The sequence below is a fragment of the Mycobacterium gordonae genome (assembly GCF_017086405.1).
Lineage (GTDB): Bacteria > Actinomycetota > Actinomycetes > Mycobacteriales > Mycobacteriaceae > Mycobacterium > Mycobacterium gordonae_D.
In genome coordinates, this window is the sequence record NZ_CP070973.1 from 956,862 (window position 1) to 981,867 (window position 25,006).

At 68.3% G+C, this 25,006-nt stretch carries 26 protein-coding genes, 1 pseudogene and 1 riboswitch; of the genes and pseudogenes, 16 read left to right on the forward strand and 11 right to left on the reverse strand.

Going from position 1 to position 25,006, the window contains the following annotated elements:
• Nucleotides 1-151: 151 nt before the first annotated feature.
• Entirely contained in the window at nt 152-781 is a 630-nt protein-coding gene (locus JX552_RS04015; RefSeq protein WP_205876204.1) for an NUDIX hydrolase, read from the forward strand.
• On the opposite strand, the gene thiE is transcribed toward JX552_RS04015, so the two are convergent.
• Complete coding sequence (thiE, locus tag JX552_RS04020) at nt 753-1,415, reverse strand: thiamine phosphate synthase (protein WP_205878201.1); 663 nt, start codon at nt 1,413-1,415, stop codon at nt 753-755. The genes JX552_RS04015 and thiE overlap by 29 nt on opposite strands.
• 183 nt (nt 1,416-1,598) lie before the next feature.
• Here thiE and thiO point away from each other — a divergent pair, with 183 nt between their 5' ends.
• The 4 genes from thiO to JX552_RS04040 are packed head-to-tail and all read left to right on the forward strand — an operon-like array spanning nt 1,599 to nt 4,303.
• Complete coding sequence (thiO, locus tag JX552_RS04025) at nt 1,599-2,603, forward strand: glycine oxidase ThiO (RefSeq protein WP_205876205.1); 1,005 nt, start codon at nt 1,599-1,601, stop codon at nt 2,601-2,603.
• On the forward strand, nt 2,600-2,797 hold the full coding sequence (gene thiS / locus JX552_RS04030) for a sulfur carrier protein ThiS (RefSeq protein WP_205876206.1): 198 nt from the start codon (nt 2,600-2,602) through the stop codon (nt 2,795-2,797). The genes thiO and thiS overlap by 4 nt, the downstream gene beginning before the upstream one ends.
• On the forward strand, nt 2,790-3,548 hold the full coding sequence (locus JX552_RS04035) for a thiazole synthase (protein ID WP_205876207.1): 759 nt from the start codon (nt 2,790-2,792) through the stop codon (nt 3,546-3,548). The genes thiS and JX552_RS04035 overlap by 8 nt, the downstream gene beginning before the upstream one ends.
• On the forward strand, nt 3,545-4,303 hold the full coding sequence (locus JX552_RS04040) for an SGNH/GDSL hydrolase family protein (protein WP_205876208.1): 759 nt from the start codon (nt 3,545-3,547) through the stop codon (nt 4,301-4,303). Before JX552_RS04035 ends, JX552_RS04040 begins: the two co-directional genes overlap by 4 nt.
• Nucleotides 4,304-4,306: 3 nt before the next feature.
• On the opposite strand, the gene JX552_RS04045 is transcribed toward JX552_RS04040, so the two are convergent.
• The gene (locus JX552_RS04045; protein WP_205876209.1) at nt 4,307-4,825 is read right to left on the reverse strand and encodes a serine/threonine protein kinase; all 519 of its coding nucleotides are present in this window, start codon (nt 4,823-4,825) and stop codon (nt 4,307-4,309) included.
• A 71-nt stretch (nt 4,826-4,896) separates the two neighbouring features.
• Nucleotides 4,897-5,400: a serine/threonine protein kinase gene (locus JX552_RS04050; RefSeq protein WP_205876210.1), complete on the reverse strand. Its 504-nt coding sequence runs from the start codon at nt 5,398-5,400 to the stop codon at nt 4,897-4,899.
• A 409-nt stretch (nt 5,401-5,809) separates the two neighbouring features.
• On the opposite strand from JX552_RS04050, the gene JX552_RS04055 reads away from it, so the two are divergent.
• From JX552_RS04055 to JX552_RS04085, 7 genes are all read left to right on the forward strand, one after another.
• Nucleotides 5,810-6,151: a CD225/dispanin family protein gene (locus JX552_RS04055; protein WP_055580426.1), complete on the forward strand. Its 342-nt coding sequence runs from the start codon at nt 5,810-5,812 to the stop codon at nt 6,149-6,151.
• 5 nt (nt 6,152-6,156) lie between these two features.
• Nucleotides 6,157-6,594 carry a DUF2752 domain-containing protein gene (locus JX552_RS04060; RefSeq protein ID WP_205876211.1) on the forward strand — a complete coding sequence of 146 codons (438 nt, stop codon included), beginning with the start codon at nt 6,157-6,159 and terminating at the stop codon, nt 6,592-6,594.
• A 36-nt stretch (nt 6,595-6,630) separates the two neighbouring features.
• On the forward strand, nt 6,631-8,142 hold the full coding sequence (locus tag JX552_RS04065; RefSeq protein WP_205876212.1) for a M28 family metallopeptidase: 1,512 nt from the start codon (nt 6,631-6,633) through the stop codon (nt 8,140-8,142).
• The gene (locus JX552_RS04070) at nt 8,139-9,614 is read left to right on the forward strand and encodes a M28 family peptidase (protein ID WP_205876213.1); all 1,476 of its coding nucleotides are present in this window, start codon (nt 8,139-8,141) and stop codon (nt 9,612-9,614) included. The genes JX552_RS04065 and JX552_RS04070 overlap by 4 nt, the downstream gene beginning before the upstream one ends.
• A 69-nt stretch (nt 9,615-9,683) precedes the next feature.
• Nucleotides 9,684-10,133, forward strand: coding sequence for a DUF4190 domain-containing protein (locus tag JX552_RS04075; RefSeq protein WP_241010874.1), 450 nt, complete (start codon nt 9,684-9,686; stop codon nt 10,131-10,133).
• 89 nt (nt 10,134-10,222) lie between these two features.
• A complete protein-coding gene (locus tag JX552_RS04080) occupies nt 10,223-11,686 on the forward strand; it encodes a neutral zinc metallopeptidase (RefSeq protein ID WP_205876214.1) in 1,464 nt (487 codons plus the stop codon).
• 313 nt (nt 11,687-11,999) lie between these two features.
• Nucleotides 12,000-13,250, forward strand: coding sequence for a TetR/AcrR family transcriptional regulator (locus tag JX552_RS04085; RefSeq protein WP_205878204.1), 1,251 nt, complete (start codon nt 12,000-12,002; stop codon nt 13,248-13,250).
• Here the strand turns inward: JX552_RS04085 and JX552_RS04090 are convergent.
• The 5 genes and pseudogenes from JX552_RS04090 to JX552_RS04115 all read right to left on the reverse strand — a co-directional run bounded on the left by JX552_RS04090 (nt 13,144) and on the right by JX552_RS04115 (nt 19,698).
• The gene (locus JX552_RS04090; protein ID WP_205876215.1) at nt 13,144-13,782 is read right to left on the reverse strand and encodes an alpha/beta hydrolase family protein; all 639 of its coding nucleotides are present in this window, start codon (nt 13,780-13,782) and stop codon (nt 13,144-13,146) included. The genes JX552_RS04085 and JX552_RS04090 overlap by 107 nt on opposite strands.
• A complete protein-coding gene (gene thiD / locus JX552_RS04095; protein WP_205876216.1) occupies nt 13,779-14,609 on the reverse strand; it encodes a bifunctional hydroxymethylpyrimidine kinase/phosphomethylpyrimidine kinase in 831 nt (276 codons plus the stop codon). Before thiD ends, JX552_RS04090 begins: the two co-directional genes overlap by 4 nt.
• Before the next feature lie 13 nt (nt 14,610-14,622).
• The gene (gene thiC / locus JX552_RS04100) at nt 14,623-16,248 is read right to left on the reverse strand and encodes a phosphomethylpyrimidine synthase ThiC (protein WP_205876217.1); all 1,626 of its coding nucleotides are present in this window, start codon (nt 16,246-16,248) and stop codon (nt 14,623-14,625) included.
• A riboswitch (TPP riboswitch) is annotated at nt 16,239-16,350 on the reverse strand. It overlaps the preceding gene by 10 nt.
• Nucleotides 16,351-16,401: 51 nt before the next feature.
• A pseudogene (locus tag JX552_RS33165) lies at nt 16,402-17,906 on the reverse strand (PE family protein).
• Nucleotides 17,907-18,159: 253 nt separating this feature from the next.
• Nucleotides 18,160-19,698 carry a PE family protein gene (locus JX552_RS04115; RefSeq protein ID WP_205876220.1) on the reverse strand — a complete coding sequence of 513 codons (1,539 nt, stop codon included), beginning with the start codon at nt 19,696-19,698 and terminating at the stop codon, nt 18,160-18,162.
• Between the two features lie 137 nt (nt 19,699-19,835).
• Here JX552_RS04115 and JX552_RS04120 point away from each other — a divergent pair, with 137 nt between their 5' ends.
• The 3 genes from JX552_RS04120 to JX552_RS04130 all read left to right on the forward strand — a co-directional run bounded on the left by JX552_RS04120 (nt 19,836) and on the right by JX552_RS04130 (nt 23,082).
• Nucleotides 19,836-20,513 carry a PAS and ANTAR domain-containing protein gene (locus JX552_RS04120; protein WP_205878205.1) on the forward strand — a complete coding sequence of 226 codons (678 nt, stop codon included), beginning with the start codon at nt 19,836-19,838 and terminating at the stop codon, nt 20,511-20,513.
• A gap of 101 nt (nt 20,514-20,614) precedes the next feature.
• Entirely contained in the window at nt 20,615-20,965 is a 351-nt protein-coding gene (locus tag JX552_RS04125) for an STAS domain-containing protein (protein ID WP_205876221.1), read from the forward strand.
• Nucleotides 20,962-23,082 carry a SpoIIE family protein phosphatase gene (locus tag JX552_RS04130; protein ID WP_241010876.1) on the forward strand — a complete coding sequence of 707 codons (2,121 nt, stop codon included), beginning with the start codon at nt 20,962-20,964 and terminating at the stop codon, nt 23,080-23,082. Before JX552_RS04125 ends, JX552_RS04130 begins: the two co-directional genes overlap by 4 nt.
• On the opposite strand, the gene JX552_RS04135 is transcribed toward JX552_RS04130, so the two are convergent.
• Entirely contained in the window at nt 23,079-23,360 is a 282-nt protein-coding gene (locus JX552_RS04135; RefSeq protein ID WP_241010877.1) for a hypothetical protein, read from the reverse strand. The two genes, JX552_RS04130 and JX552_RS04135, sit on opposite strands and share 4 nt — an antisense overlap.
• Here JX552_RS04135 and JX552_RS04140 point away from each other — a divergent pair.
• Nucleotides 23,322-23,612 carry an Rv1535 domain-containing protein gene (locus tag JX552_RS04140; protein ID WP_241010878.1) on the forward strand — a complete coding sequence of 97 codons (291 nt, stop codon included), beginning with the start codon at nt 23,322-23,324 and terminating at the stop codon, nt 23,610-23,612. The two genes, JX552_RS04135 and JX552_RS04140, sit on opposite strands and share 39 nt — an antisense overlap.
• A 20-nt stretch (nt 23,613-23,632) precedes the next feature.
• Here JX552_RS04140 and JX552_RS04145 read toward each other — a convergent pair whose 3' ends face one another.
• Both JX552_RS04145 and JX552_RS04150 read right to left on the reverse strand, forming a co-directional pair.
• Complete coding sequence (locus JX552_RS04145) at nt 23,633-24,073, reverse strand: hypothetical protein (protein ID WP_205876223.1); 441 nt, start codon at nt 24,071-24,073, stop codon at nt 23,633-23,635.
• A gap of 67 nt (nt 24,074-24,140) precedes the next feature.
• Nucleotides 24,141-24,959, reverse strand: a complete 819-nt coding sequence (locus tag JX552_RS04150) for an exodeoxyribonuclease III (RefSeq protein ID WP_205878212.1) — start codon at nt 24,957-24,959, stop codon at nt 24,141-24,143.
• Nucleotides 24,960-25,006 lie beyond the last annotated feature (47 nt).

Here is a 25,006-nt window from a genome sequence, read left to right on the forward strand (position 1 = left end):
TCGGACCTCATCTCGGCCATATTACGAACCTGTATAAGCGAATTCTAAGAGCATCGCGCCGCGGATGGGGGGAGGCGTGGCCAAATGCCCCCGCGGGTTCTGGCGAAAGCGTGTCACCGGCGCCGGGCGAGCCCATGCATATCCTGAATCCGTGCGTGGCGATGGTGACGGATGGGTGATCTCCGAGCGCGGCGCCCACTACTGGGGTCGCTACGGTGCGGCCGGTCTGCTGTTGCGGGCTCCGCTGCCCGACGGCACCCCCGCGGTGTTGCTGCAACACCGCGCCCTGTGGAGCCATCAGGGCGGTACCTGGGGCCTGCCGGGCGGCGCACGCGACAGCCACGAGACCCCGGAGGAGACCGCGGTGCGCGAGGCTCAAGAGGAGGCCGGACTGGCGGCCGAGCGGCTGACGGTGCGGGCGGTAGTGGTGACCGCGCGAGAGGCGGGCGTGGGCGGGACGCAATGGAGTTACACCACTGTGGTCGCCGACGCCGACGAGTTGCTGGAAACCGTGGCCGATCTCGAGAGCGCGGAATTGCGCTGGGTCAGCGAGGACGAGGTGGCCGAGTTGCCGCTGCATCCTGGATTGGCCGCCAGCTGGCACCGGCTGCGTACCGCACCGGCCACCGTGCCGCTGGACAACCGCGACGACCTGCGGCACGGCCTGCCGCGCACCGTGGAGATCGACTCGGGATTCTTCTGGTGCATGCCGGGCGGCGCTGATCAGGCCCACTCGCCGCTCAGCCGGCGGATCAGCGCGCTGCTGCAAGCGCCGCGCTGAGTTCGGCGGCCGCTGCTTGCGGATCGGCCGCGGCGGTGACGGCCCGTACCACCACGATGCGCCGGGCGCCGGCGGCGAGCACTTCAGGCAGCCGTCGCAGGTCGATGCCACCGATGGCGAACCACGGTTTCTCGGTGTCCAGGGCGGCGGCGGTGCGGACCAGATCCAGCCCCGGTGCCGGGCGTCCCGGTTTGGTGGGGGTGGGCCAGCAGGGGCCGACGCAGAAATAGTCGGCCCCCGAGGCGCCCGCCGCCGCTGCTTCCGCCGGGCTGTGGCTGGATCGGCCGATGATGGTGCCGGGACCGACGATGTCCCGGGCGATGTCCAGCGGGAGGTCCCGCTGTCCGAGGTGCAGCACGTCGGCCCCGGCCGCCCGCGCGATGTCGGCGCGGTCGTTGACCGCGAACAGCGCGCCATGCCGACGGGCCGCGGCGGCCAGGATCTCGCAGGCGGCCAGCTCGTCGAGCGCCTCCAGCGGGCCGAACCGCTGCTCACCGGGCGAACCCTTGTCGCGCAGCTGGATGATGTCGACTCCACCGGCCAACGCGGCGTCGGCGAACTCGGCCAGGTCACCGCGCTCCCGGCGCGCGTCGGTGCACAGGTACAGCCGCGCAGTGTCGAGACGATGGGCCAGACGGGAAAGGGGGTCCTGCACACCGCGACGTTAGCGCGCTAGCGTGGAGCGTGGAGAACACACGGGAGTCCCGGGCTGACCAGCGGGGCTGAGAGTGGGCACTGCCCGTCACGGATGTATGCGAGACGGACCTGTCCTTACCGTCACACCTGATCCGGGTCATGCCGGCGAAGGGAGCACAGGATGTCGGATTCGATCGCCGTGATCGGTGGCGGCGTCATCGGCCTGTCGGTGGCGCGCCGGGCGGCTCAGGCCGGATTTTCGGTGACGGTGCATCGCGGTGCGGACCGCGGTGCATCGTGGGTGGCCGGCGGCATGTTGGCCCCGCACAGCGAGGGCTGGCCCGGCGAGGAACGGCTGCTGCAGCTGGGCCTGGAGTCGCTGCGGCTGTGGCGCGAGGGTTTCCTCGACGGACTGGATCCGGCGGTGGTGACCGCTCGCGAGTCGCTGGTGGTGGCCGTCGACCGGGCCGATGTCGCCGATCTGCGCACCGTCGCCGACTGGTTGTCGCAGCAGGGGCACCCGGTGGTCTGGGAGTCGGCCGCCCGCGATGTCGAACCGCTACTGGCACAAGGGATTCGGCACGGCTTCCGGGCGCCCACCGAGCTGGCGGTGGACAACCGCGCCGTGGTCGACGCACTGACGGCTGACTGCGAGCGGCGTGGCGTGCGCTGGGCGGCGCCGGTCAACGACGTCAGCGCGGCTGACGGCGATACGGTGGTGATCGCCAACGGCATCGACGCGCCCGCGCTGTGGCCCGGCCTGCAGGTGCGGCCGGTGAAGGGCGAGGTGTTGCGGTTGCGGTGGCGCAAAGGTTGTATGCCTTTGCTGGACAGGGTGGTTCGGGCCCGCGTGCATGGCCGTCAGGTGTATCTGGTGCCGCGGGCGGACGGCGTGGTGGTGGGCGCCACCCAGTACGAGCACGGCCGGGATACCGCGCCGGTGGTGTCGGGAGTCCGCGACCTGCTGGACGACGCCTGTGCGGTGATGCCCGCGCTCGGGGAATACGAGTTCGCCGAATGCGCGGCTGGCCTGCGGCCGATGACGCCCGATAACCTGCCTATTGTGCGACGACTCGACGAGCGGACACTGGTGGCCACCGGGCATGGCCGCTCGGGCTTCCTGTTGGCGCCGTGGACCGCCGAAACGGTTGTGTCCGAACTCGTTCCGGTGGGAGCCCAGCCATGATCGTGGTGGTCAACGAGCAACGGGTCGAGGTCGACGAACGGACGACGATAAGCGCTCTGCTGGCGTCGCTGGGCTTTCCGGACCGCGGCGTCGCGGTGGCCATGGGCGATGCGGTGCTGCGCCGGTCGGATTGGGCCACCACGCTTTTCGACGGCGCGCGACTAGAGGTGGTGACGGCGGTGCAGGGTGGTTGACAAGCTGACGATCGCGGACCGCAGTTTCGCCTCCCGGCTCATCATGGGCACCGGCGGTGCGACCAGTCTTTCGGTGCTGGAGGAGGCGCTGGTCGCGTCTGGGACCGAGTTGACCACGGTCGCCATCCGCCGGGTGGACGCCGAGGGCGGCACCGGACTGCTCGATCTGCTCAGCCGGCTCGGGATCACACCGCTGCCCAACACCGCCGGCTGCCGCGGCGCCGCCGAGGCCGTGCTGACCGCTCAACTCGCCCGTGAGGCGTTGGACACCAACTGGGTGAAGCTGGAGGTGATCGCCGACGAGCGCACCCTGTTGCCCGACGCGGTCGAATTGGTTCGGGCCGCCGAACAATTGGTCGATGACGGGTTCGTGGTGCTGCCGTACACCAACGACGACCCGGCGCTGGCCCGAAGGCTGGAGGACACCGGCTGCGCGGCGGTGATGCCGCTGGGTTCACCGATCGGGACCGGGCTGGGCATCACCAACCCGCACAACATCGAGATGATCGTCGCCCGGGCGGGTGTCCCGGTCGTGCTCGATGCGGGCATCGGCACGGCCAGCGACGCGGCGTTGGCAATGGAATTGGGTTGTGACGCGGTCCTTTTGGCGACCGCGGTGACCCGGGCCGCCGATCCGCCGGCCATGGCCGCGGCGATGGCGGCCGGGGTCACCGCCGGGTTCCTGGCGCGGCGCGCCGGGCGGATCCCGAAACGCTTCTGGGCTCAGGCTTCCAGCCCTGCCCGCTCGTGAAACGCTATGTCGCGCTGGGCAGCTCGATGGCGGCCGGTCCCGGTATCCGGCCCCGGGCCGCGGGGGCGCCACGGCGGTCGGGCCGGTCGGCGCACAACTACGCGCATCTGGTCGCCGATCGGGCGGGTCTGCAGCTGACCGACGCCACGTATTCCGGGGCCACCACGGCACACGTACTCACCGATCGCCAGCACGGCGCACCGCCGCAGATCACCGCACTCGACGGGTCGGAGGCCTTGGTGACGGTCACCATCGGCGGCAATGACGTCGGGTACGTCCCGTTGTTGATGGCGGCCTCGTTGCCGTCCTTCACCTGGTGCCTGCCGCTGGTCGGTGCTCGTATCGCTGAACTCCTGGACCCCGACGCCCGGGAGTTGGCGCTGAGCCGGGTGTTCGATTCGTTGTGCGAGGTGGGTCGGGCCATCCGCCGGCGTGCCCCGCAGGCCCGGGTGTTGTTCGTCGACTACCTCACGCTGCTACCGCCCGCGGGTCAGGCGGCGCCGCCGCTGTCCGGCGAACATGCCGATCTGGGCCGCCAGGTGGCCGAAACGCTCGAGCAGCTAACGGCAAAGGCCGCCGCGGCGACCGACTGTGAGGTCGTGTCCGCCGCGGCGGCCAGTCGCGATCATCATGCCTGGTCGCGTCAACCTTGGACGGTGAAAGCCGTTGTGCCGCTACCGGGTCGGCCCGCTCCGTTGCATCCCAATCAGGCGGGAATGCGTGCCGTCGCTGACCTGATAGTGAGCCGGTTGTAAGCGTCAGCCGTTGGTGCGCCACCACTGGTAGAGCGAGGAGGTGTCGCCACCGGAGGCCCGAACGAAAGCGAGTACGTTCTTGGCGTCGACGGTCCAGATGACCTCGGCCTTGCCGTCATCGGTTCCGCAGGCCACCTGTCCAGCCGAGTCGGTGCTGCTGCCCTGGTGCCACACGGTGGGCGACTTCGCGTCGCCGCAGTTTGTAAGCTGGTCGCTGCCAATGAGCTTGGTGAACGCACTGGCTAGATCCGCGCTGTTGGGGAACTGGAAGTACTTGGCCGAAGCCGGTCCGCTGCTATCGGAGTTCTGGCCACAGGCAAGGACGGCTTGCACCGTGGGGAACGCGGACTGCACCTCGGAAACCGCTTGCGAGGAGCAGTTGCTCGAGGAGTACCCCTTGGACAGCGAGCCGGCGAACGCCTCGGTGGGGTCCGCGGATGCGGTGGCGGCGCCCGCGCAGGCGAAGCCACCGACGAGCGCGGCGGTGGTGATGCCACGCAGCGCGTTCTTGAGATACATCATTTCAGCTCCTTGTTTGTTGTTGGAATTGCTCCCGCAGGCACGCCCGAAGTCCCTGCGGCCCAAACGAGATATCAGCCGTTGGTGCGCCACCATTGGTAGAGCGCCTGGACGTCGGTGCTGGATCCACGGATGTAGCTCAGCACATTCTTGGCGTCGGTGGTCCAGATGATCTCCGCGGCACCTTGGTAAGTGCCGCAGGCGACCTGTCCGGCCGTGGCGCCGGCACTGCCCGTGTGCCACGTGGTCGGCGACTGTCCGCTGTCTCCACACGCGGTCAGGCTCTCGTCCTTGATGCTGGCGGTGAATCCGCCGTTGAGGTCACCGGAGTTGTTGTACAGCAGGTAGGTCGCTTTGACCGGGCCTGCGGCATCGGCGTTCTGTCCGCAGTTGATCGCGGCCGCCACACCCGACGGAGGCTCCTTGGGCGTGCAGTTGCTCAACGAGTAGCCCTTCGACAGCGAGGCGGCGAGCGTGTCGTTGGGGTCGGCATTCGCGGTGGCGATGCCTGCCCAGGCAAAGCAGCCCATGAGTGCTGCCGCCGTCGCGGCTCGCAGCACCGTGGTGAGGTGAGACAACTCCTGGCTCCTTAATTTCTCGGCGGACCGACATATGCGGCTGCGTCGATATCGGTGAGTGTATTTCTCAGACTGCCCGCAGAACAGGGCCTTCATGGCAATTGGCATCGTAGAGCCACACCGATGCCGCCTGACACATTCCGCTGGAAATTGTCTGTCAGGGCATTGATCCCACGTAGTCGGGGTGCGTCGCCGCTGCCGAACGGTTGCCAGTGACGCAGCGGAAAGCTATGTGTTGCAACGGATCTGGTCTGCGCACCGGGGGGGCTTGCAATGGTGCGGGTGGGGCCGCCTGGGCGGCGGAGAAGGTGCCGAAAAGCCAATTTCAGATAGGTGATGCCGTCACGACTGCTCTCCGGTATGGTAAGCCTCGCTTCACGCCAGCTAACTCTTTCGATCTGGAGATTCCATGACACAACCACCCCCTCCCGGTTACCCGCCGCAGCAGCCGCCGGCCGGTCAGCAGCCCGACAATTACCTGGTCTGGTCGATCCTGGCGACGCTGTTCTGCTGTCTTCCTCTTGGGATCGTGGCGATCGTCAAGTCCACGCAGGTCAGTGGTTTGTGGGCGCAGGGCCAGTACGCCGAGGCACAGGCCGCGGCCGACAGCGCCAAGAAGTTCGTGAAGTACTCGGTGATCGCCGGCGTCGTCGGAGCCGTCATCTACGGCGTCATCATCGCGCTGGGTGCGATGAACACCGACACCAGCTCGGCGGCCATGATGATGGTCGACGCACTGAGCCTGGGCTGATTTGTATGGTGACCCGGCAAGGGTCGGTGACCACGAAACTGGGTGCGCGATTGGGCGCCCCAGTGCTCGTGGCCACAGCCTCGGCTGTGGTGTGTGCCGGCATCTGGCTGGGTGACCCGACTACCCCGAACGGCCCGCTGCCGACCTGCCCCACCAAGGCGTTGCTGGGTATCGACTGCCCGGGTTGCGGCAGCATGCGAATGCTGTACAGCCTGATGCACGGTGATGTGTTGTCGGCCGCGAAATTCAACGCGCTCGGGCTGGTGGCCGTGGGACTTCTGGTCTGGGCCTACCTGGCCTGGACCTATGGCCGGGTGACCGGCCGACGGATCCGAGGTTGGCAGCACAATCGCTGGGCCGCCTTGGTGACCCTGTCGCTGGTGTCGGTCTGGTTCGTCGTGCGAAATCTGCCGTTTGCTCCGTTCAGCGCGCTGTACGTCTGAAATTGCCGCTCGCGCACCTGGTCTAGTCTGGGCGCAATGGTGCACAAAACGAAGATGATTCCGGCGGTGCTGGGCCTCAGCGCAATAGTTGCGATCGTCGCAATCCTGGCGGTGGGCTGCGGGCGTGGTTCGAACCAAGCCGGCTCGAGCGGCAGCACTCCGGCGGCGAGCGAATTCGCCAACACGATCCGCAGCAAAGTCACCGCCGACGCGATGATGAAGCACCTGACCAAGTTGCAGGATATCGCCAACGCCAACAACGGCACCCGCGCGGTGGGCACGCCCGGCTACGAGGCCAGTGTCGACTATGTCGTTGAAACGTTGCGCAAGAGCGGTTTTGACGTGCAGACACCTGAGTTCTCGGCGCGGGTTTTCCACTCCGAGAAAGGCTCGGTGGCGGCCGGTGACCTGACCGGAGATGCGCGTGCGCTGGAATACAGTCTCGGCACACCGGAGGGCGGGGTGACCGGGCCGTTGCTGTTCGCGCCCACCGGCGAGAATCCCGGATGCGCGCCCGCCGACTACGACAAGCTGCCGGCCCAGGGCGCGGTGATCGTGGTCGATCGCGGTGGCTGTCAGTTCGCGCAGAAGGAAGACGCGGCCGCCCAGCGCGGTGCGGCGGCCCTGATCGTCGTCGACAACGTCGACGAGCAATCCATGGGCGGAACGCTTGGAGCAAACACCGAAGTCAAGATTCCGGTGGTCAGTGTCACCAAATCGGTTGGCTTTCAGTTGCGCTCGAAGTCCGGCCCGGCGACCGTCAAACTGGCCGCCAACACGCAGAGTTTCAAGGCTCGTAATGTCATCGCGCAGACCAAGACCGGATCTCCGACGGACGTGGTGATGGCCGGCGCCCACCTGGACAGCGTGCCGGAGGGGCCGGGTATCAACGACAACGGTTCCGGAGTGGCGGCGATCCTGGAAACCGCTGTGCAACTTGGAAATTCACCGCATGTGCACAACGCGGTACGGTTCGGTTTCTGGGGTGCCGAGGAACTCGGGCTGATCGGTTCCCGCAACTACGTCGAGTCGCTGGATATCGAGGGCCTCAAGAACATCGCGCTGTACCTGAACTTCGACATGCTGGCATCGCCCAATCCCGGTTACTTCACCTACGACGGTGACCAGTCGCTGCCGATGGACGCGCGAGGCCAGCCGGTGGTGCCCGAGGGGTCGGCCGGAATCGAGCGGACCCTGGTTGCCTATTTGAAACAGGCCGGAAAGAAGGCCGAGGACACCTCATTCGACGGCCGCTCCGATTACGACGGGTTCACGTTGGCGGGCATCCCGTCCGGCGGGCTGTTCTCCGGTGCCGAGGTGAAAATGACTGCCGACCAGGCCAAGCTATGGGGTGGCAGGGCGGATGAGCCGTTCGACCCGAACTATCACCAGAAGGGCGACAACCTCGAGCACATCGATCGCACGTCACTGGGCATCCAGGGCGGCGGCGTCGCCTACGCAGTAGCGCTGTACGCCCAGGATCTCGGCGGGCGCAACGGGGTTCCGGTGATGGAGGACCGCACCCGGCACGTGCTCGCCAAGCCATGACGCGGCCGCTCGCCGTTTGCCTGCTGACGTTGCTGGTTGCCGCGTGCTCAGCGCCGCAGTCGTCGCCCGCAGGTTCGCCGGTCGCGGCGCCCGACCCCGCTCGGGCGCTGGCTGCGAAGGTGGCGGCGGACAACATGTTCGTTCATCTGCGCGCGCTGCAGGACATCGCCAACGCCAACAAGGGCAACCGGGCGGCCGGCGGTCCGGGTTACGACGCGAGTGTCGACTACGTGGTCAAAACATTGCGCGCCAAGGGTTTCGAGGTTTCGACGCCGGAGTTCGAGCGAATGCGCAATGTGTCCGAGGGCAAGCCGTCGGTGACGGTCGGCGGCCGTGGATTCCCGGTCGACCAGGCTTCGCTGCTGGTGCGTACCCCGCCCGGTGGTCTGACCGGCCAGGTGGTGCGACCGACCCAAGCCGCCGGTTGCGGAGCTGGAGACTATCCGGGCGCGCTGCCCAAGGGTGCGATCGCGCTCGTCGACGACAGTCGGTGCTCGGTGGTCGACAAGCAGAATGCCGCGGTGGCCCGGGGCGCGGCGGCGGTCATTGTGACCAGTCAGCCCACCGGACAGGGCGCTCCGCCGACCCTGTTCAATCCCGGCTACTACAACCAGCTGACGGTGCCGGTCGCGGTGGTGGGTGCGGCAGGCGCGACCGCACTGGCCCGGTCCTCCGCATCGGTGCGGCTGGTGCTGGACGCCGAGAACGTGAAGATTGTCTCGCGAAATGTGTTGGCGCAGACCAAGACCGGTTCATCCGACGAGGTGGTGATGGTTGGCACGCATCTGGACAGTCCGGTCAACAGTCCGGGCATCATAAATGCCGGATCCGGCGTGGCGGCAGTGCTGGAAACCGCTCTGCAGTTGGGACCGCTGCCTCCGGTGGCCAATGCGGTGCGGTTCGCCTTCTGGGGGGCCGCGGAGAACGGTCTCGACGGCTCCATGGATTACGTGTTCGGCCTGGACAACAACGCGCTCAACAACATCGCCCTCTATCTCAACTTCGACATGCTCGGCTCGCCCAATCCGGGCTTCTTCACCGACGACGGTGACCAGTCTGGCCCGGCCGGGCCGGGAGTGGCGGCGTCGGACATTCCGGAGGGCTCGGCGGGCATCGAGCGCACCCTGGCCGGCTACCTGAACCTGGCCGGCAAACGCCCGGCGGACATGCCGTTGAACACCAGGACCGACTACCACCCGTTTCTGGTCGCCGGTATCCCGGTGGGCGGTATGAACACCGGTGCGTCACAGACGAAAACCAACGTCCAGGCTCGGCTCTGGGGTGGACAGCCCGGCGCGGCGTTCGATCCGAACTATCAGAGCGCGCGTGACACCATCGACGCGATCAACCGCGACGCGCTGGCGGTCATGGGGTCCGGAGTGGCGTTCGCGGTAGGGACCTACGCGAATTCGGTGGCGGGCGTCAATGGGGTCCCGCCGCACGACAAACGCCATCGGACCCGGGTTTCCTGAGTAAAGTGTGCTGCGGGCTCAGGCCGGATCACCGCAGAGGTGATCGTCTTTTCGCGTAGGAGGTTTGCAGTGACCGACCAACCGCCGGGCTATCCGCCGCCGCCGGGCGACTACCCGCCGCCGGTACCCGGCGGATACGGCTACCAGCCGGCTGCACCGCCGCCCGGATATGGGTACCCGCCACCGGCTCCGGGTTACGGGTATCCGGCGCCGGCGTCGACCAACCCGATGGCTATCGCCTCGTTGGTGGCCTCGCTACTGGGCTGGATCTGCGGCGTCGGTCCGATCCTCGGCGTGGTCTTCGGAATCATCGCGCTGAACCAGATCAAGCAGAACGGTCAGGCCGGCCGGGGCCTCGCGCTGGCCGGCATCATCATCGGCGGGATCGGCATCGCCTTCATGGTGATGTACCTGATTTTCGTGATGATCGGCGCGGCGGCCGAGATCGGCGGCTCGCACGCGGCTGCCGAGTTGACCATCCTTGGGCAGCAAGCGTTTTCGTACTCCGCGGCCGCCTGAAAGTCCTGCGGCACTTAGTGCCCAGTATTGGGTTGTGGCCCATTTAGAATGAGGTTCCTTCGGTGCAGGCTGTGGACGGGGTTGATCAAATGAAGTTGCGCTCGCGCAGGGTGGTCGCGTCGTCACGCGCCCTCACGGCTTGCCTGGCTGCAGTAATCGTCGTGGCGGGTTGTAGCACCACGGTCAACGGACGCGCGGTGTCGATTCTTAACGATCCGTTCCGGGTCGGTGGGCTGCCGGCCACCAATGGGCCCAGCGGCGTCAAGCCGAATGGACCGGCGCCGACCGGCACCGTCCTCAACACCAACAATGGGCCCATCGACAAGCTGTCCCTGCTGTCGGTCAACGACATCGAGGAATTCTGGAAGGCCAACTACACCGCTCCGTTGCAGGGCTCGTTCAAGCCCGTCGACAAGTTGGTGTCGTATGACTCCACCGATCCGAACAGCCCGATCGTCTGTCAAAACGAGACCTACGACCTGGTCAATGCCTTCTACACCTCCAGGTGCAACATGATCGCCTGGGACCGTGGCGTATTCATGGCGGTCGCGCAGAAGTACTTCGGCGACATGTCGGTCAACGGTGTGCTGGCACATGAATTCGGGCACGCCCTGCAGACCATGGCCAAGCTGGTCACCAGGAAAGACCCCACCATCGTGCGCGAGCAGCAGGCTGACTGCTTCGCCGGGGTGTATCTGTACCACGTGGCCTCGGGCCAGTCGCCGCGTTTCGACATCAGCACGGCCGACGGCCTCGACCACGTTCTGGCCGGCATCATCACCACCCGCGACCCGGTGATGGACGCCGACTCCCAGAACGACGACGAGCACGGTTCGGCGCTGGACCGGGTCAGCGCCTTCCAGATGGGTTTTGTCACCGGCACCTCGGCGTGCGCGGCGATCAACAAGGCCGAAGTCGAGCAGCGGCGCGGTGATCTGCCGACCGCGCTGCGGGTGGACACCGGCGGGGATCCTGAGACCGGCGAAGTGCCGATCAACGAGGACACCCTCAAGACGTTGATGGAGTTGATGGGCAAGATCTTCTCGCCGAAGAGCCCGCCCACGCTCGTCCTGAAGACGGGCGGCTGCTCGGACGCCAAGCCCAGCCCGCCCGCGTCGTACTGCCCGGCCACCAATACGATCAACGTCGATCTGCCGGCGCTGGCCACCATGGGCAAGGTTGCCGGCGAGAAGGAGCACAGCCTGCCGCAGGGCGACGACACCGCGCTGTCGATCGTCATGTCGCGGTACGCGCTGGCCGTGCAGCACGAGCGGGCGCTGGCGATGCAGAGCCCGTGGACTGCGCTGCGCACCGCGTGCCTGACCGGTGTCGCGCACCGCAAGATGGCCGAGAACATCGAGCTGCCGTCGGGCAACTCGCTGGTGCTGACGGCGGGTGACCTCGACGAAGCCGTTGCCGGGCTACTTACCAACCACATGGTCGCCAGTGACGCCGACGGCATCAGTGTGCCCGCCGGGTTCACCCGGATCGCGGCGTTCCGCGCCGGAGTGGGTGGTGAGATGGACGGATGCTACTCGCGCTACCCGGGCTGACGGGACTCGCGCGGTAGGCGGGTCGGGATCGGCCACGCCCGCCTGATCAGCAGGACGGCGCCGCACTGTGACGCTGTGCCGTCACCGGCGGGGTGTGTCGACTGGATGTTAATGGCTGATTCGCCAGAGTTATGGCTCTCACTTGATAAGCCCGATGGTCAGTAGCTGTACCAACCATCGGACCACCCCTCAAGCCTGCACTATGTTAATGGAGATTCCTCCGTTTCGGTAGCCCGGGCCGGGCCGGTTCAGGTGTTACTCCGGCTACAGTGAGGCGGTGTCGAGCACCTACGGCCCAAGCGCCGCGCCCGCGATTCGGCGGCGGCCGAAGGACCGCAAGGCTCAGATAGCCCGCGTCTCGGCCGAGGCGTTCAGTGCGCAGGGCTACCACGCGGTGAGCATGGAAACCATCGCGGCCAAAGTCGGCGTCTCCGCGCCGGCCCTGTATCGCCACTACGCGGGCAAGTACGACCTCTTTCGGGCGGCGGTGCTGACCTTGAGCCGGCAACTGGTCGATGCCACCGACTTCGATTACGACGACGCAGACCCGCGGCAGACGCAGGAGCGGATCATCGCCGGGCTCATCGACGCAACCCTGGACAACCGGGCCTCCGGTGGGCTGTACCGCTGGCAGGCCCGCTATCTGCGCGCACCGGACCAGGCCGCGCTAGCTGATCATCTGAAGCTGATCAACCGCCGAATCCAGGAGCCGCTCAACGAGATTCGGCCGTCACTGCCCGCACAGCAGCGGTGGCTGTTGTCGGCGGGTGTGCTGAGCGTGATCGGCAGCATCGTCGATGATCCCGGCCTGCTGTCGGCCGACGAGATCCGGGCACTGATCGGCGCGGCGGCGTCGGGGATGCTCGCCGCGGAACTTCCGCAACCAGAAGATGTCTCTCCGCGTCCGGCGTCCTGGCGGCTCTTCACCGAGGACGCCGGCGTCTACGAGGCGTTGCTGCACGCATCAATGATGCTGTTCAAAGAGCGCGGGTATTCCGAGACCAGCATGGCGCAGATCGCCAAGGCCGCCGGCGTGCCGGTGTCGGGGATCTACCGGTACTTCTCCGGCAAGTGCGAGATCCTGGCGACCGGGTTGCGCCGGGCTGCCGACCGGGTGTCCGGGCAGTTGTCGCCGGTGGTAGGCGCCCTGACCGAACCCCGGCACGCGCTGACGCTGCTGATCGAGGCCTACGTGGCAACGTCGTTCGCCAACCCCGAACTGGGCGAGGTCTACTACACCGAGCGGGCCAACCTGACGCCCGCCGACCAGATGCTGCTACGCAATGTGCAACTCTCCACCGTCGACTCGTGGGTTCGGCTGTTGACGGCAGCCCGGTCCGCCCTGCCGCCGGCGCAGGCGCGGTTGCTGGTGCAGGCCGCGATGGCCCTGGTGGTGGATCTGGGCCGGATGGGCGAGTCGGCCTACCTGCAGGCGTGCGTGCGAAAACTCATGGAGGTCACCCTCTTCGGAGCCCTCGAGAACGGAGCAGGCGAAGCGCCGCGTCAACCGCCAGCCCAGGCACGTCGAGCGTCTTCGACCCGAGGTCGTGCCGCGCGCCGGTGACTTCCACGATTTCGGTCGGCGCCGGTATCAGCGTCGCGGCGTCCGCCAATTCGGTGATGGTGCCGAAGGGATCCGAGGTGCCGTGGGTGAACACCGTCGGCACGGTGATGCGCGGCAGATGCTCGGTGCGGGAGCGCTCGGGCTTGCCGGGGGGATGGACCGGGTAGGAGAACAGCGTCAACACGTCGACGGGAACTTCCAGGGCGGCCACCACCATGGAGGTCTGCCGGCCGCCGTAGGAATGTCCGCCGGCGATCAACGGTCCCTCGCTAAGGGTGCGGCAGAATTCGATCGCCTCGACGATGCCCGCTTGGTCGGCGATGGCGGAGCCCGACGGCGGGCCTTTGGGGCGCCGCCGCCGGTAGGGCAGGTCGTAGCGCACCGCCAGCCACCCCCGGCGCGCCCATTCGTCGCAAATCTTCTGCAGCAGAGCGGAATCCCGATTTCCGCCGGCGCCGTGGGTCAGCACCGCCACGCCCTGGGGCGGGTCCGTCGGCTCGTGCGCGATGCCCGCGATGGCGTCGAGATTCACAAGCCGAGCCGAAACAGCGGAGATACCGGGCCGTGTCCGCCTCCGAGGGGATAGGCCGCCCGCAGACATTCGGTGACCCAACGCTTTCCGAAAGCGACCGCGTCGGGCATCGGGTATCCGTGTGCGAGCGCACACGCTACCGCGGCCGCCAGTGTGTCGCCGCCGCCGTGGTCGTCGCCGGTGGGCAGGCGCTCGGTGTCGAACTCGTGGAAGTCGGTGCCGTCGTAAAGCAGATCTGTGCTGCGCGCCGACGAGCGCAGGTGTCCGCCTTTGACCAGCGTCCACCGCGGGCCCAGTCGGTGCAGTGCCTCGGCCGCGGCGCGTTGGGAGTCCGTGTCGATGACGTCGATGTCCACCAGCAGCTTCACCTCGTCCAGATTGGGAGTCACCAGGGTGGCGAGCGGGAACAGTTGCTCGCGAAGCGAATTCAGTGCCGAGGAAGCCAGCAGCGGGTCTCCGTGCATGGACGCACACACCGGGTCGACGACCAGCGGCACCCCCAGGGCGAGCCCGCGCCAGGTGCGGGCCACCGCCTCGATGATGGACGACGACGCCAGCATCCCGGTCTTGGCGGCCTGAATACCGATGTCGGTGACCACCGCCTCGATCTGTCCTGCCACCACATCGTCAGGAACCTCGTGAAAGCTCTTCACGCCCAATGTGTTCTGGACAGTGACCGCGGTTACCGCGACGCACGCGTGCACGCCGAGCAGTGCGATGCTACGCATGTCGGCCTGGATGCCGGCACCACCACCGGAGTCGGATCCCGCGATGGTGAGCACCCGCAGCGGCGTCGTTCCCGGCGACGGCAGGGGCAGGAAAGTCACTGGCGCAATGTGGTCATTGGGTCAGTGGCAGATACACCCGGTTGCCGTGCTCGGCGAATTCGCGGGACTTTTCCGCCATGCCGCTGGCCAGCATCGCGTCGACGTCCTCTTCAGTCTCGAGGCCGTGCTTGGCGGCGAAGTCCCGCACGTCCTGGGTGATGCGCATCGAACAGAACTTGGGTCCACACATCGAGCAGAAATGCGCGGTCTTGGCCGGCTCGGCAGGCAGCGTCTCGTCGTGGTACTCCCGCGCGGTGTCGGGGTCCAGCGACAGCGCGAATTGGTCGTTCCAGCGGAACTCGAAACGCGCCTGCGACAAGGCATTGTCGCGGTCCTGTGCATGCGGGTGGCCCTTGGCCAGATCGCCGGCGTGCGCGGCGATCTTGTACGCGATCACCCCGTCCTTGACATCCTTACGGTCCGGCAGACCGAGGTGCTCCTTGGGAGTGACGTAGCACAACATCGCGGTGCCCGCCTGGGCGATGATGGCGGCGCCGATCGCTGAGGTGATGTGGTCATAGGCCGGCGCGATGTCGGTGGCCAGCGGGCCCAGGGTGTAGAAGGGGGCCTCTTCGCAGAGTTCCTCTTCCAGCCGCACGTTCTCGACGATCTTGTGCATCGGGACGTGCCCGGGCCCTTCGATCATCACCTGCACGCCATGGGCTTTCGCGATCTTGGTCAGCTCGCCCAGGGTGCGCAACTCGGCGAACTGCGCGGCGTCGTTGGCGTCGGCGATCGAGCCCGGCCGCAATCCGTCGCCCAGCGAGAAGGTGACGTCGTACTGAGCCAGGATGTCGCACAGTTCTTCGAAGTTGGTGTACAGGAACGATTCCCGGTGATGCGCCAGGCACCAGGCGGCCATGATGGAGCCGCCGCGCGACACGATCCCGGTAACCCGCTTGGCGGTCAGCGGGACGTAGCGCAGCAGCACCCCGGCGTGCACGGTCATGTAGTCCACACCCTGCTCGCACTGCTCGATCACGGTGTCGCGGTACAGCTCCCACGTCAGTTCGGTGGGGTCGCCGTTGACCTTCTCCAGCGCCTGGTAAATGGGGACGGTGCCGACCGGTACTGGGGAGTTGCGCAGGATCCACTCGCGGGTCTCGTGGATGTTCTTGCCGGTGGACAGGTCCATGATGGTGTCCGCGCCCCAGCGGGTGGCCCACACCATCTTGTCGACCTCTTCGGCGATCGAGGATGTGACGGCCGAGTTGCCGATGTTGGCATTCACCTTGACCGCGAACGCCTTGCCGATGATCATCGGTTCGCTCTCGGGGTGGTTGTGGTTGGCCGGAATCACCGCGCGGCCTATCGCAACTTCGTCGCGCACCAGTTCTGCGGGCATGCCCTCGCGAGCGGCGATGAACGCCATCTCCGCGGTGATCTCCCCGGCGCGCGCACGCTGCAATTGGGTGCCGCGATCACGGACCACACCCGGGCGGGCCGGCAAACCGGCGGCCAGGTCGATCACGGCGTTGTCGTCGGTGTAGGGCCCGGACGTGTCGTACAGGTCGAAATGGTCGCCAGTGGATAAATGCACGCGCCGGAAGGGGACGCGCATCCCGTCCAGCTCGCGGTACGCCTTGCTGCTGCCCGCAATCGGGCCGGTGGTGACGGACGGTTCGATAGTGACGGTCATCTGCGAATCTCCCTACGCCGGCATTACCCGGTCAGGTTCGTACGGTCGACGGCCCCAGCCGTCCTCTCAGCGCATAAGGGTTGCGCTCCCGCGTGGATTTGGTTGATATCCCTACGCTAGCGCAGAGAGTGGTCAACCGGCAGGGGCGCGGGGTCAGCCGGGCGGACCGGCAGCGCCGGTAGTGCCGAACAGCAGTCCGCGGGTACCGCCCTTGCCGCCGTCACCGTCGTCGCCGTCGGGGGTGCCGGACCCGCCGGGGCCACCTCCGGAGCCGGCCCCGCCGGCCTGACCGGCGCCGCCTACCCCGCCGTCGCCGAACACGGCTCCGCCATTGCCGATCAACCCGGCGAAACCGCCGTGACCGCCGGCGCCGCCGCCTCCGCCGTTCTGGTCGGAGGTAGCTGTTCCGTTTCCACCGGCCCCGCCCGCTCCGCCACTGCCGTACAGCTGGCCTCCGGTATCGTCCTTACCGCCGCGCGCGCCGAAACCGCCATTGGCACTTGAACTGTCGGCACTGCCGCCGGCCCCGCCCATTCCGCCGGCCCCGATCAGTGAGGCGCTGCCGCCATCACCACCCCACCCGCCGAGCGACAGGCTGCCGACGCCGCCAGTGCCGCCGGCCCCACCCGCTCCACCATCGCCATAGAGGAACCCCCCGCCGCCCCCATGCCCGCCCTGCCCACCGGCCCCCCCGAGCCCGGTAGCGCCGTCAGTTGCGCCCCCGATTCCGCCGGCGCCGCCGGCGCCGATCAGTCTGGCCGCGCCTCCGGCGCCGCCGAGGCCACCATCTCCGCCAATCCCGGTGGGACTTCCGGTGTCGGCCCCGCCGACACCACCGGATCCGCCAACCCCGCCGTTGCCGTAGAGCAGGCCGCCGGCCCCGCCGGATCCGCCGGTCCCGCCGGTCCCGCCTACGGTGCGGTTCACGTCTAGAAATCCGCCCACGCCACCAGCTCCGCCCGTCCCGCCATTGCCCCAGAGTCCGGCCGTACCGCCGCTGCCGCCGTCGCCACCCGGGGCCCCGAGACCGTCGATTGCACTATTGGGCGCGCCCGTCCCACCGGTGCCGCCGGTGCCACCGGTGCCGCCGGTGCCACCGGTGCCGAACAGCCATCCGCCGGTGCCGCCGTTACCACCTCGCGCGCCGGTGCCTCCGGTCCCACCGGTACCGCCGTTGCCGATCAGGCCGGCGGCCCCCCGGCGCCGCCGGCCTGGCCCGCCGCACCCGGTGCGCCGTTACCGCCGTTGCCGAACAGGATTCCGCCGGCCCCGCCACTAGCACCAGGCGTCGCTGCGTTGCTGCCGTCGCCGATGAGCGGGCGGCCGAAGATCGCCTGAGTCGGCGCGTTGATGGTGGCGAGGGCGACTTGCTGGACGTTTGTCGCCTCGGCGCTGGCGTAGGCGCCGGCTGCCGCATTCAGTACCCGCATGAACTGGTCATTGAACGCCGCCGCCTGGGCGCTGAGCGCCTGATATTGCGGGGCATGCGCGCCGAACATTACGGCGACCGCGGCTGAGATCTCATCGGCGCCGGCGGCCAGTAACCCCGTCGTCGGGGCTGCGGCCATCGCGCTGGCGATGCCGACCGCCGAACCGATGCCGGCCAGATCGCTTGCCGCCGCGGCCACTACCGCCGGGGTTGTGATCACAAGCGACATCCCACGCCTCCATGTCCCGGACAGCCTGATCGCGGCCGGTTACCGTGGCGCGCGTCGCGCAAGCCAAGGGTATCGCCGGTGCCGAGCGGACCTGGTGCTTTCGCGTCATCCGGTTCGGTACGCCTCGGGTAGGCCCATCAGGGCGGCGCCGAACTAGCCGGTATACCTCCGTTCGCGCCGGAACCCACCGTCGCCGGATTGGCCGACGCAGCCGATACGAGCCCAGGAGATGCCGGCGCCGACGACACGGTGGTCAGCCGACGCCTCCGGGGGTACCGAACAGCAGTCCTTTGTTGCCGCCGTTGCCGCTCCGGCCGTCGGGTCCGGGTTGCCCTGAGCCCGGAGCGAAGGTGGCGCCGCCGGCGCCGCCGAGACCGCCGTTGCCGCCGGTGCCGATCAGGCCGATGGCGTCGCCGCCCTCGCCACCGTCGCCACCGACGCCGCCAAAGACACCCTTGCCGGCGGCTCTGCCCGTGCCGCCGGCACCTCCGTTGCCCAGCAGTCCGCTGTGCCCGCCGTTGCCGCCGTCGCCGCCGTCCCCGCCGACGCCGCCGAACGGGCTGCCGTCGCCGCCGAACCCGCCGGCACCGCCCAGGCCGCCGTTGCCGAACAGCTTCGCGTCGCCGCCGTAGCCGCCGGCGCCGCCGATCCCGCCGCTGCGCTGCGCGGCGGTGGCGAGCGTGCCGTTGCCGCCGGTGCCACCCACGCCGCCGTTTCCGATCTGCCCGCTCAACCCACCGTTGCCGCCGTGCCCACCGCTGCCGCCGGTACCGGCGGTCCCGAGTCCGCCGGCGCCGCCGGCGCCGCCGGCCCCGCCATCGCCGAAGAGGAATCCGGCACTGCCGGCGTCGCCACCGCTTCCGCCGGTGCCCCCGTCGATCACGCCGCTGCCACCGGCTCCGCCGGCCCCACCGGCGCCGCCGTTGCCGAAGAGCAGTGTGGCTCCGCCGACGCCGCCGGAGCCGCCCTGTCCAGCCGCTTGACCGGCCCCGCCGGCTGCGCCCGCCCCACCGGTGCCCCCGGCTCCGCCGTTGCCGTAGAGCAGGCCGCCCCACCCGCCGTGGCCGCCAGCGCCTCCGCTGCCGCCCAGGGAGTCGACGCCGCAGACCCCGCCCGCCCCGCCGGCGCCACCGTTTCCGAACAGGCCGGCACCGCCGCCGGTGCCGCCGTAGCCGCCGGTGGCGACCGTAGCCCCTGTTATGCCCGGACCGCCGGTGCCGCCCGGGCCGCCGTTGCCGAACAGAAGTCCTCCGAGACCACCGGGCCCGCCCGGGGCGCGGGCGCCGCCGGTGCCGCCTGCGCCACCGTTGCCGATCAACCCGCCGCTGCCACCCGCACCGCCCATCTGGCCGGGCACTGCCGCCGCGCCGTCACCGCCGTTGCCGAACAGCAGGCCACCCGCTTCACCGCCGCCGCCCGGTGTTGTCGCATTCCTGCCGTCACCGATCAGCGGCCGCCCGAACAGCATCCGGGTGGGCGCATTGATCGCGTCGAGGACGACCTGGCCGACGTTGGCGGCTTCGGCACTGGCATAGGCACCGGCACCGGCGTTGAGGGCCTGCACGAACTCGGCGTGGAACGCCGCCGCTCGGGCGCTGACGGCCTGGTAGGCCTGCGCATGGGTGTCGAAGAGGGCGGCAATGGCCACCGATATCTCGTCGGCTCCGGCCGCCAGCAGCGTCCTGGTGCCGGCCGAGGCGGCCGCGTCGGCACTGCTGATGGTGGTAGCAACGTTCGCCAGGTCGGTGGCCGCCGCTTCCACCAGTTCGGCTGTTGCGATCACATACGACATGCGCTCACGGTCTCCGGCAGGTGTTGCGCAGTTACTGCATAGTTATTGAACGCCCTGGTCAGCTGACTGAAAGTGGCCCGTAGCCGGAAGGCGAAGTGGCTGGCGTCGCGGCGAAATGGGATGATGCCAAGGTGCAGATCGATGGTCGTGAGCAGTCGGCCAGTCCCGTGCTGCCGGCCGGAGCCCGGCCCTATCTGAACGTCGGCAGCTTCCGCTTCTGGTTCCTAGGACAACGCTGGGAATGGTCGGACGAGATCGCCCGGATGCACGGCTATGAGCCGGGTTCGGTAAAGCCCACGACCAGCCTGCTGATGTCCCACAAGCATCCGGATGACCGTGCACACGTGCAGGATCTGCTGGATTACGCGCTACAGTCCGGGGAGCCGTTCTCGAGCCGGCACCGGTTCATCGACACCGGGGGCACCGTGCACGACGCGATCGTGGTGGCCGACCGAATGCTCGACGAGAACGGCACCGTACTGGGCACCGCCGGCCATTACATCGACCTCACCAACAGTTTCGATGAGGCACGCCAGGAAGTGCTCGATGACGCCCTGCCGGACTTGTTCGAGAACCGGGCGGCGATCGAGCAGGCCAAGGGTGTGCTGATGTACGTGTATCGGGTGAGCTCCGACCAGGCATTTCGGGTGCTGCAGTGGCGGTCGCAGGAGACCAACACCAAGCTGCGCGAGCTGGCCAAGCAGTTGCTGGACGAGATCACGACCCTGGACCAACCGCCCGCCGTCGCGCAGAGCCAGTTCGACCACCTGCTGCTGACCGTGCACGAGCGCATCCCAGCGGAATCGGAGCATTGAGGCAGCGTTAAGCTGCACTTATCTGGACGGGAAGGGTTGCGGATTCGGGCATCCGCACCTTCGCCACCGGCCGAAATCTCACACATTTAGGCGGGTAAGCGATGGATTTGCTGGACGTCGGCCATGAGTCGGGCGAGGAGGCGGTAGTCGTGCAGGTGAAGGGCGACGTGGACTCCAGCACCGCGGACCACCTGCGCGATCACCTGACCGCCGCGCTCGATGTTGCCACCACGCACCCGAAGCGTCTGGTGGTCGTCGACCTGCAGGCGGTCAACTTCTTCGGCAGCGCGGGGTTGAACGCGGTGCTCGACTGCCATGAGTCCGGCCGGGCCGTCGGAACGGTGGTCCGACTGGTCGCCGACCACCCACAGGTCTTACAGCCGATCAGGGTGACCGAGCTGGACCGCATCTTCGCGATCTACCCGACAGTGTCTGACGCGTTGCAGCGATGAACTTCTCTCCGCTACCGGCTGACCTCACGACAGCGGTCAAGCTCGGTGGCGAGATGGGGCGGCGTTTCGCCGATTTCGACTGGGCGGTCCATCCGCTGGGGCCGCCGCGGCAATGGGCGGCCGAGATACGAACGACGGTGGCCGGCACGCTCACGTCACGATCACCCACGATCGTGTTCCTGCGGGCACCGGAGCTGTTCGTCTGGCACAACGACGCCTACCTCTCCCTCCTGGGGCACGACGACGCGGGCGCGCTCGGCCGCTCGGCCCGCGAGCTGTGGTGGGACAGCTGGGATCAGATCGAACCCATCCTCACCGGTGTCCTGTCGACCGGGGTCGCGACCTGGTCGCACGGATTGATGCTTCCGCCGGTCAGTGGTTCGAAACAGCGCGACGTCACGTTCGCGGTCAATCCGGTGCTCGGCAGCGACGGGGCGGTCAGTGCCGTCCTGGCCGCCGCGACTGATGTCGCGCACCCGGTGGCGCGCCAGCTCGCCGAGCAGGCCGCCGGTCTGCTGGCGCTGGACGCCGCGGTCCGGGGGGCGGACTCGATAGCGGGCCTCCTGGACACCGTGCTGCGTTCTGCGTTCGCCAGCGGCGATGCCGCCGCCGCAGCGGTCGGCGTCGTCGTCGACGGTGAGGACCACGTCCAGTTCGAATTCGCCGGGGCCCTGCCATCAGAACTGCGCGACCGCTACCACGTGGCCAGACTGGACAGCCCTTTGGTGGGCGTCGACGTCATCGCGACCGGACAGCCGATGGTCGTGCCCGACACGCTCGCCCTGCCCGCACGCTACGCCCACGCCGTGCACGACACGGCAAGCAGCGTCCGGGCCTGTGTGGCGTACCCCCTGCGGGGCGGCAACGGTCGGGTGATGGGTGTGCTCACGCTGCTGTGGCCCCAGACACGCCGCTTCGCCGACGCCGAACTCGAGTTGTTCGCCCGAACCGCCGACATCACTGCGGCGGCGGTGGACCGGATCCGGTTGGCCGCGCGTGAGCACCGCGTCGCCGTCGACTTCCAGGAACACCTGCTGGACCTGGATCGTGGGGCGACCGCGGCGGTGGTCGCTGCCGTCTATCAGCCGGCGGGCGAGGTGATGCGGGTCGGTGGTGACTGGTTCTCGGCGACCGGGCTCGATCGCCCCGACCGAATCGGCGTGTCGGTGGGCGACGTGGTGGGCCACGGCCTACCTGCGGCGATCGTGATGAGCAGGTTGCGCGCCGCGGTCACGGTCTCGGCGTTGACGGCCTCCGATCCGGCCAGCGTGCTGGGCGCCCTGGACCGATATGCGCTGACCGTGGCCGGTGCACGCTGCGCGACCGTCGCCTATGCGGCCATCGACACCGGCGTAACACCGGCCCGCATCAGCTATCTCTGCGCGGGGCACCCTTATCCGTTGCTGGTGCTACCGGAGCAGGGGCCGGTTTACCTCCGGGGGGGCCGCCGGCCGCCGGTGGCGACCGGAGCAGCCGATGAGGGCGTACTGGCCGCGACCGCTGAGCTGCCGCCGGGCAGCCTGGCTCTGCTCTACACCGACGGCCTGATCGAACGGGCCGGAGAGAGTCTTGACGAGGGCTTCGACAGGCTCAAGGCTGCTGCCGTCGAGTGCGCTGGCCTTCCCGTCGAATCCGTGTGCGCCGAATTGCTGCGCCGGATGACTCCCCCGGGCGGTTACCGCGACGACGTGGTGGTGCTGGCGGTGCGTCCCTGCCACGCGGGTGAGCGCAGTTTCGCCAGGGTCGTGCCGGCCACCTCCGACCATGTTCCCGCCGCACGTAAAGAGCTGCGCGAGTGGCTGGCCGCGACGGCCGCGGGCCGGGCGGAGGACATTCTGCTGGCGGTGAGCGAAGCCGTTACCAACGCGATCGAGCACGGCAGCAGCTGCGAGGCGCATAAGACGGTCTCGATCGAGGCGTTCCTGCGCCCCGATGCGGTGTGGATCAGCGTCAGCGATTCCGGTCGTTGGGTCGGCGATTCGTCGGCCAGCCGACGCAGTCGACGGCGGGGCCGCGGCCTCACCCTGATCAGCGGCCTGGCCGACAAGGTCGACACCGTACGCACCCCGAGCGGAACCCGGGTGACGCTGCGCTTCGACCGCGCCGACGATTCCTAGTCGACTTCCTCGAGCGCCTCGCCGATCTCCTCCAGGATCTGGCTGTGATGATTGCTGGCCAGCACGTGTCCCGCGCTGATCACCAACGCGACCGGCCAGTCGATCAGCTCCAGCGCCGCCAGGGCTGCCAGTCCGCCGTAATAGGCCAGATGCTCGGGTGGGGGAACGGTCACCTTTCCCACGATGGGCAGGTTCACCGAGAAGGTGTGTCCAGCCCGAATCTTGTCGACCGCCTCCCGTTGTGGGGTCTGTCGGCGTTCTTTCTTTTCCGCCATCATTTGCCTTTCGGTAACGTCGGATTTGCCGTCCTGCCGGTTGGTGCGGTCACCGTCGAAGATATGACGACGACAGAACACCCGACCGACCCGTTAGCGGCGTCGTTCGCCGTGTTGCTGAGGGGGCCGCTAACCGAACTTTATGCGCTGTTGTGGCGCGTCGGCGTGCTGGAGGTTGTGACGACGGAGCGGCGGAATTCACGGCTGGTCGCGTCCGGCCCGGCTCCGGCGGAGTGCCGCCGCGCAACCGGTTGATCAGCTGAATCGACGCCTCGTCAGTTCGTGCTGCGCAGGTCGCCGGCGCCGGCCCGCCGACCCGCGGCCTTCTTCGCCGCCGCCTTGGCGGGAGCTTTCTTGGCCGGCGGTTCGTCGGGCACCGGCGCGAGCTTGGCTTTGACCGGCTGCACGGCCTGCACCGGCGCCTCCGGTGGGTGGTTCAGCTTGCGCAGCAACAGTGCGCCGCCGCCGACGGCCAACAGGATCGGCCATTCCACCAGACCCGCCGCGCCTATCGCGCCGATGGCCAGGGCTGCCGCGGGTGTGGACCTGCTGCCGGTGCTGAGCCCCTGTTGAATGCCCTCGGCGGCGCCCTTGACGCCGCCCACAATTCCGTTGACGGCCGCCCCACCGACGGCCCCGGCGGCGGACGTTGTCGCTGTCGCAGCGCGACTCACCGTTCGACCCATACCCCGCACTGTGCGATCAACGACACCCATGATGACTCCTGGCCTAGGTTTCTCCTGCTTTTGTATACCCCCATGCCGCTCACATGACCAGTGATTCCTAGGTGGTCCGCAGATCGACCAGCACAGGCGCGTGATCGCTGGGCGCCTTGCCTTTGCGTTCCTCCCGGACGATCTGCGCGTCCACCACCCGGGCGGCCAACGCCGGTGAGCCGAGGATGAAGTCGATCCGCATGCCCTGTCGCTTGGGGAAGCGCAGCTGGGTGTAGTCCCAGTAGGTGTACACCCCGGGCCCCGGAGCGAAAGGCCTTACCACGTCCGTGAATTGGGCGTCGACGATCGCGTTGAACGCCCGTCGTTCCGGTTCGGAGACGTGGGTGCAGCCCGCGAAGAACTCGGTGCTCCACACGTCCTCGTCGGTGGGCGCAATGTTCCAGTCCCCGACCAGGGCGATCGGCGCCGACGGATCCGCGCGCAACCACCCCTCGGCTGTATTGCGAAGCGCGGCAAGCCAATCGAGCTTGTAGGTGTAGTGCGGATCGTCGAGTGCGCGACCATTGGGCACGTACAGGCTCCACACCCGCACACCGGCGCAGGTGGCGCCCACGGCACGTGCCTCGGACGCGGCAGCTCGGCCAGCTGCGATGTCGGGCTTGCCGCTCCACGTCGGTTGGCCTTCGAATCCGTACTGCACGTCTTCGAGGCCGACGCGGGACGCGATCGCCACGCCGTTCCATTGGTTGAATCCGAGATGTGCCACCTCGTAACCGCGTTCGATCAGTGGCAGCGCGGGGAACTGGGTGTCCGAGCACTTGGTTTCCTGCATGGCCAGCACGTCGACCTCGGCCCGATCGAGCCAGTCGACGACACGGTCCAGGCGGGTTCGGATCGAGTTGACGTTCCAGGTCGCCAGCCGCAGCAGCTCGGGCATGGGGTGTGTCCTATCGAGAGTCGGGGCGGTGGAAG

Excerpts from the sequence above, each read along its gene's own strand:
- thiC (WP_205876217.1), bottom strand. The coding sequence starts at position 16,248 with ATGACCGTCACTATCGAACCGTCCGTCACCACCGGCCCGATTGCGGGC.
- JX552_RS04115 (WP_205876220.1), bottom strand. The coding sequence starts at position 19,698 with ATGTCGTATGTGATCGCAACAGCCGAACTGGTGGAAGCGGCGGCCACC.
- JX552_RS04060 (WP_205876211.1), top strand. The coding sequence starts at position 6,157 with ATGGTGACCCGGCAAGGGTCGGTGACCACGAAACTGGGTGCGCGATTG.
- JX552_RS04145 (WP_205876223.1), bottom strand. The coding sequence starts at position 24,073 with ATGGGTGTCGTTGATCGCACAGTGCGGGGTATGGGTCGAACGGTGAGT.
- thiO (WP_205876205.1), top strand. The coding sequence starts at position 1,599 with ATGTCGGATTCGATCGCCGTGATCGGTGGCGGCGTCATCGGCCTGTCG.
- JX552_RS04045 (WP_205876209.1), bottom strand. The coding sequence starts at position 4,825 with ATGATGTATCTCAAGAACGCGCTGCGTGGCATCACCACCGCCGCGCTC.
- JX552_RS04080 (WP_205876214.1), top strand. The coding sequence starts at position 10,223 with ATGAAGTTGCGCTCGCGCAGGGTGGTCGCGTCGTCACGCGCCCTCACG.
- JX552_RS04055 (WP_055580426.1), top strand. The coding sequence starts at position 5,810 with ATGACACAACCACCCCCTCCCGGTTACCCGCCGCAGCAGCCGCCGGCC.
- JX552_RS04135 (WP_241010877.1), bottom strand. The coding sequence starts at position 23,360 with ATGATGGCGGAAAAGAAAGAACGCCGACAGACCCCACAACGGGAGGCG.
- JX552_RS04070 (WP_205876213.1), top strand. The coding sequence starts at position 8,139 with ATGACGCGGCCGCTCGCCGTTTGCCTGCTGACGTTGCTGGTTGCCGCG.
- JX552_RS04065 (WP_205876212.1), top strand. The coding sequence starts at position 6,631 with ATGGTGCACAAAACGAAGATGATTCCGGCGGTGCTGGGCCTCAGCGCA.
- thiS (WP_205876206.1), top strand. The coding sequence starts at position 2,600 with ATGATCGTGGTGGTCAACGAGCAACGGGTCGAGGTCGACGAACGGACG.
- JX552_RS04125 (WP_205876221.1), top strand. The coding sequence starts at position 20,615 with ATGGATTTGCTGGACGTCGGCCATGAGTCGGGCGAGGAGGCGGTAGTC.
- JX552_RS04130 (WP_241010876.1), top strand. The coding sequence starts at position 20,962 with ATGAACTTCTCTCCGCTACCGGCTGACCTCACGACAGCGGTCAAGCTC.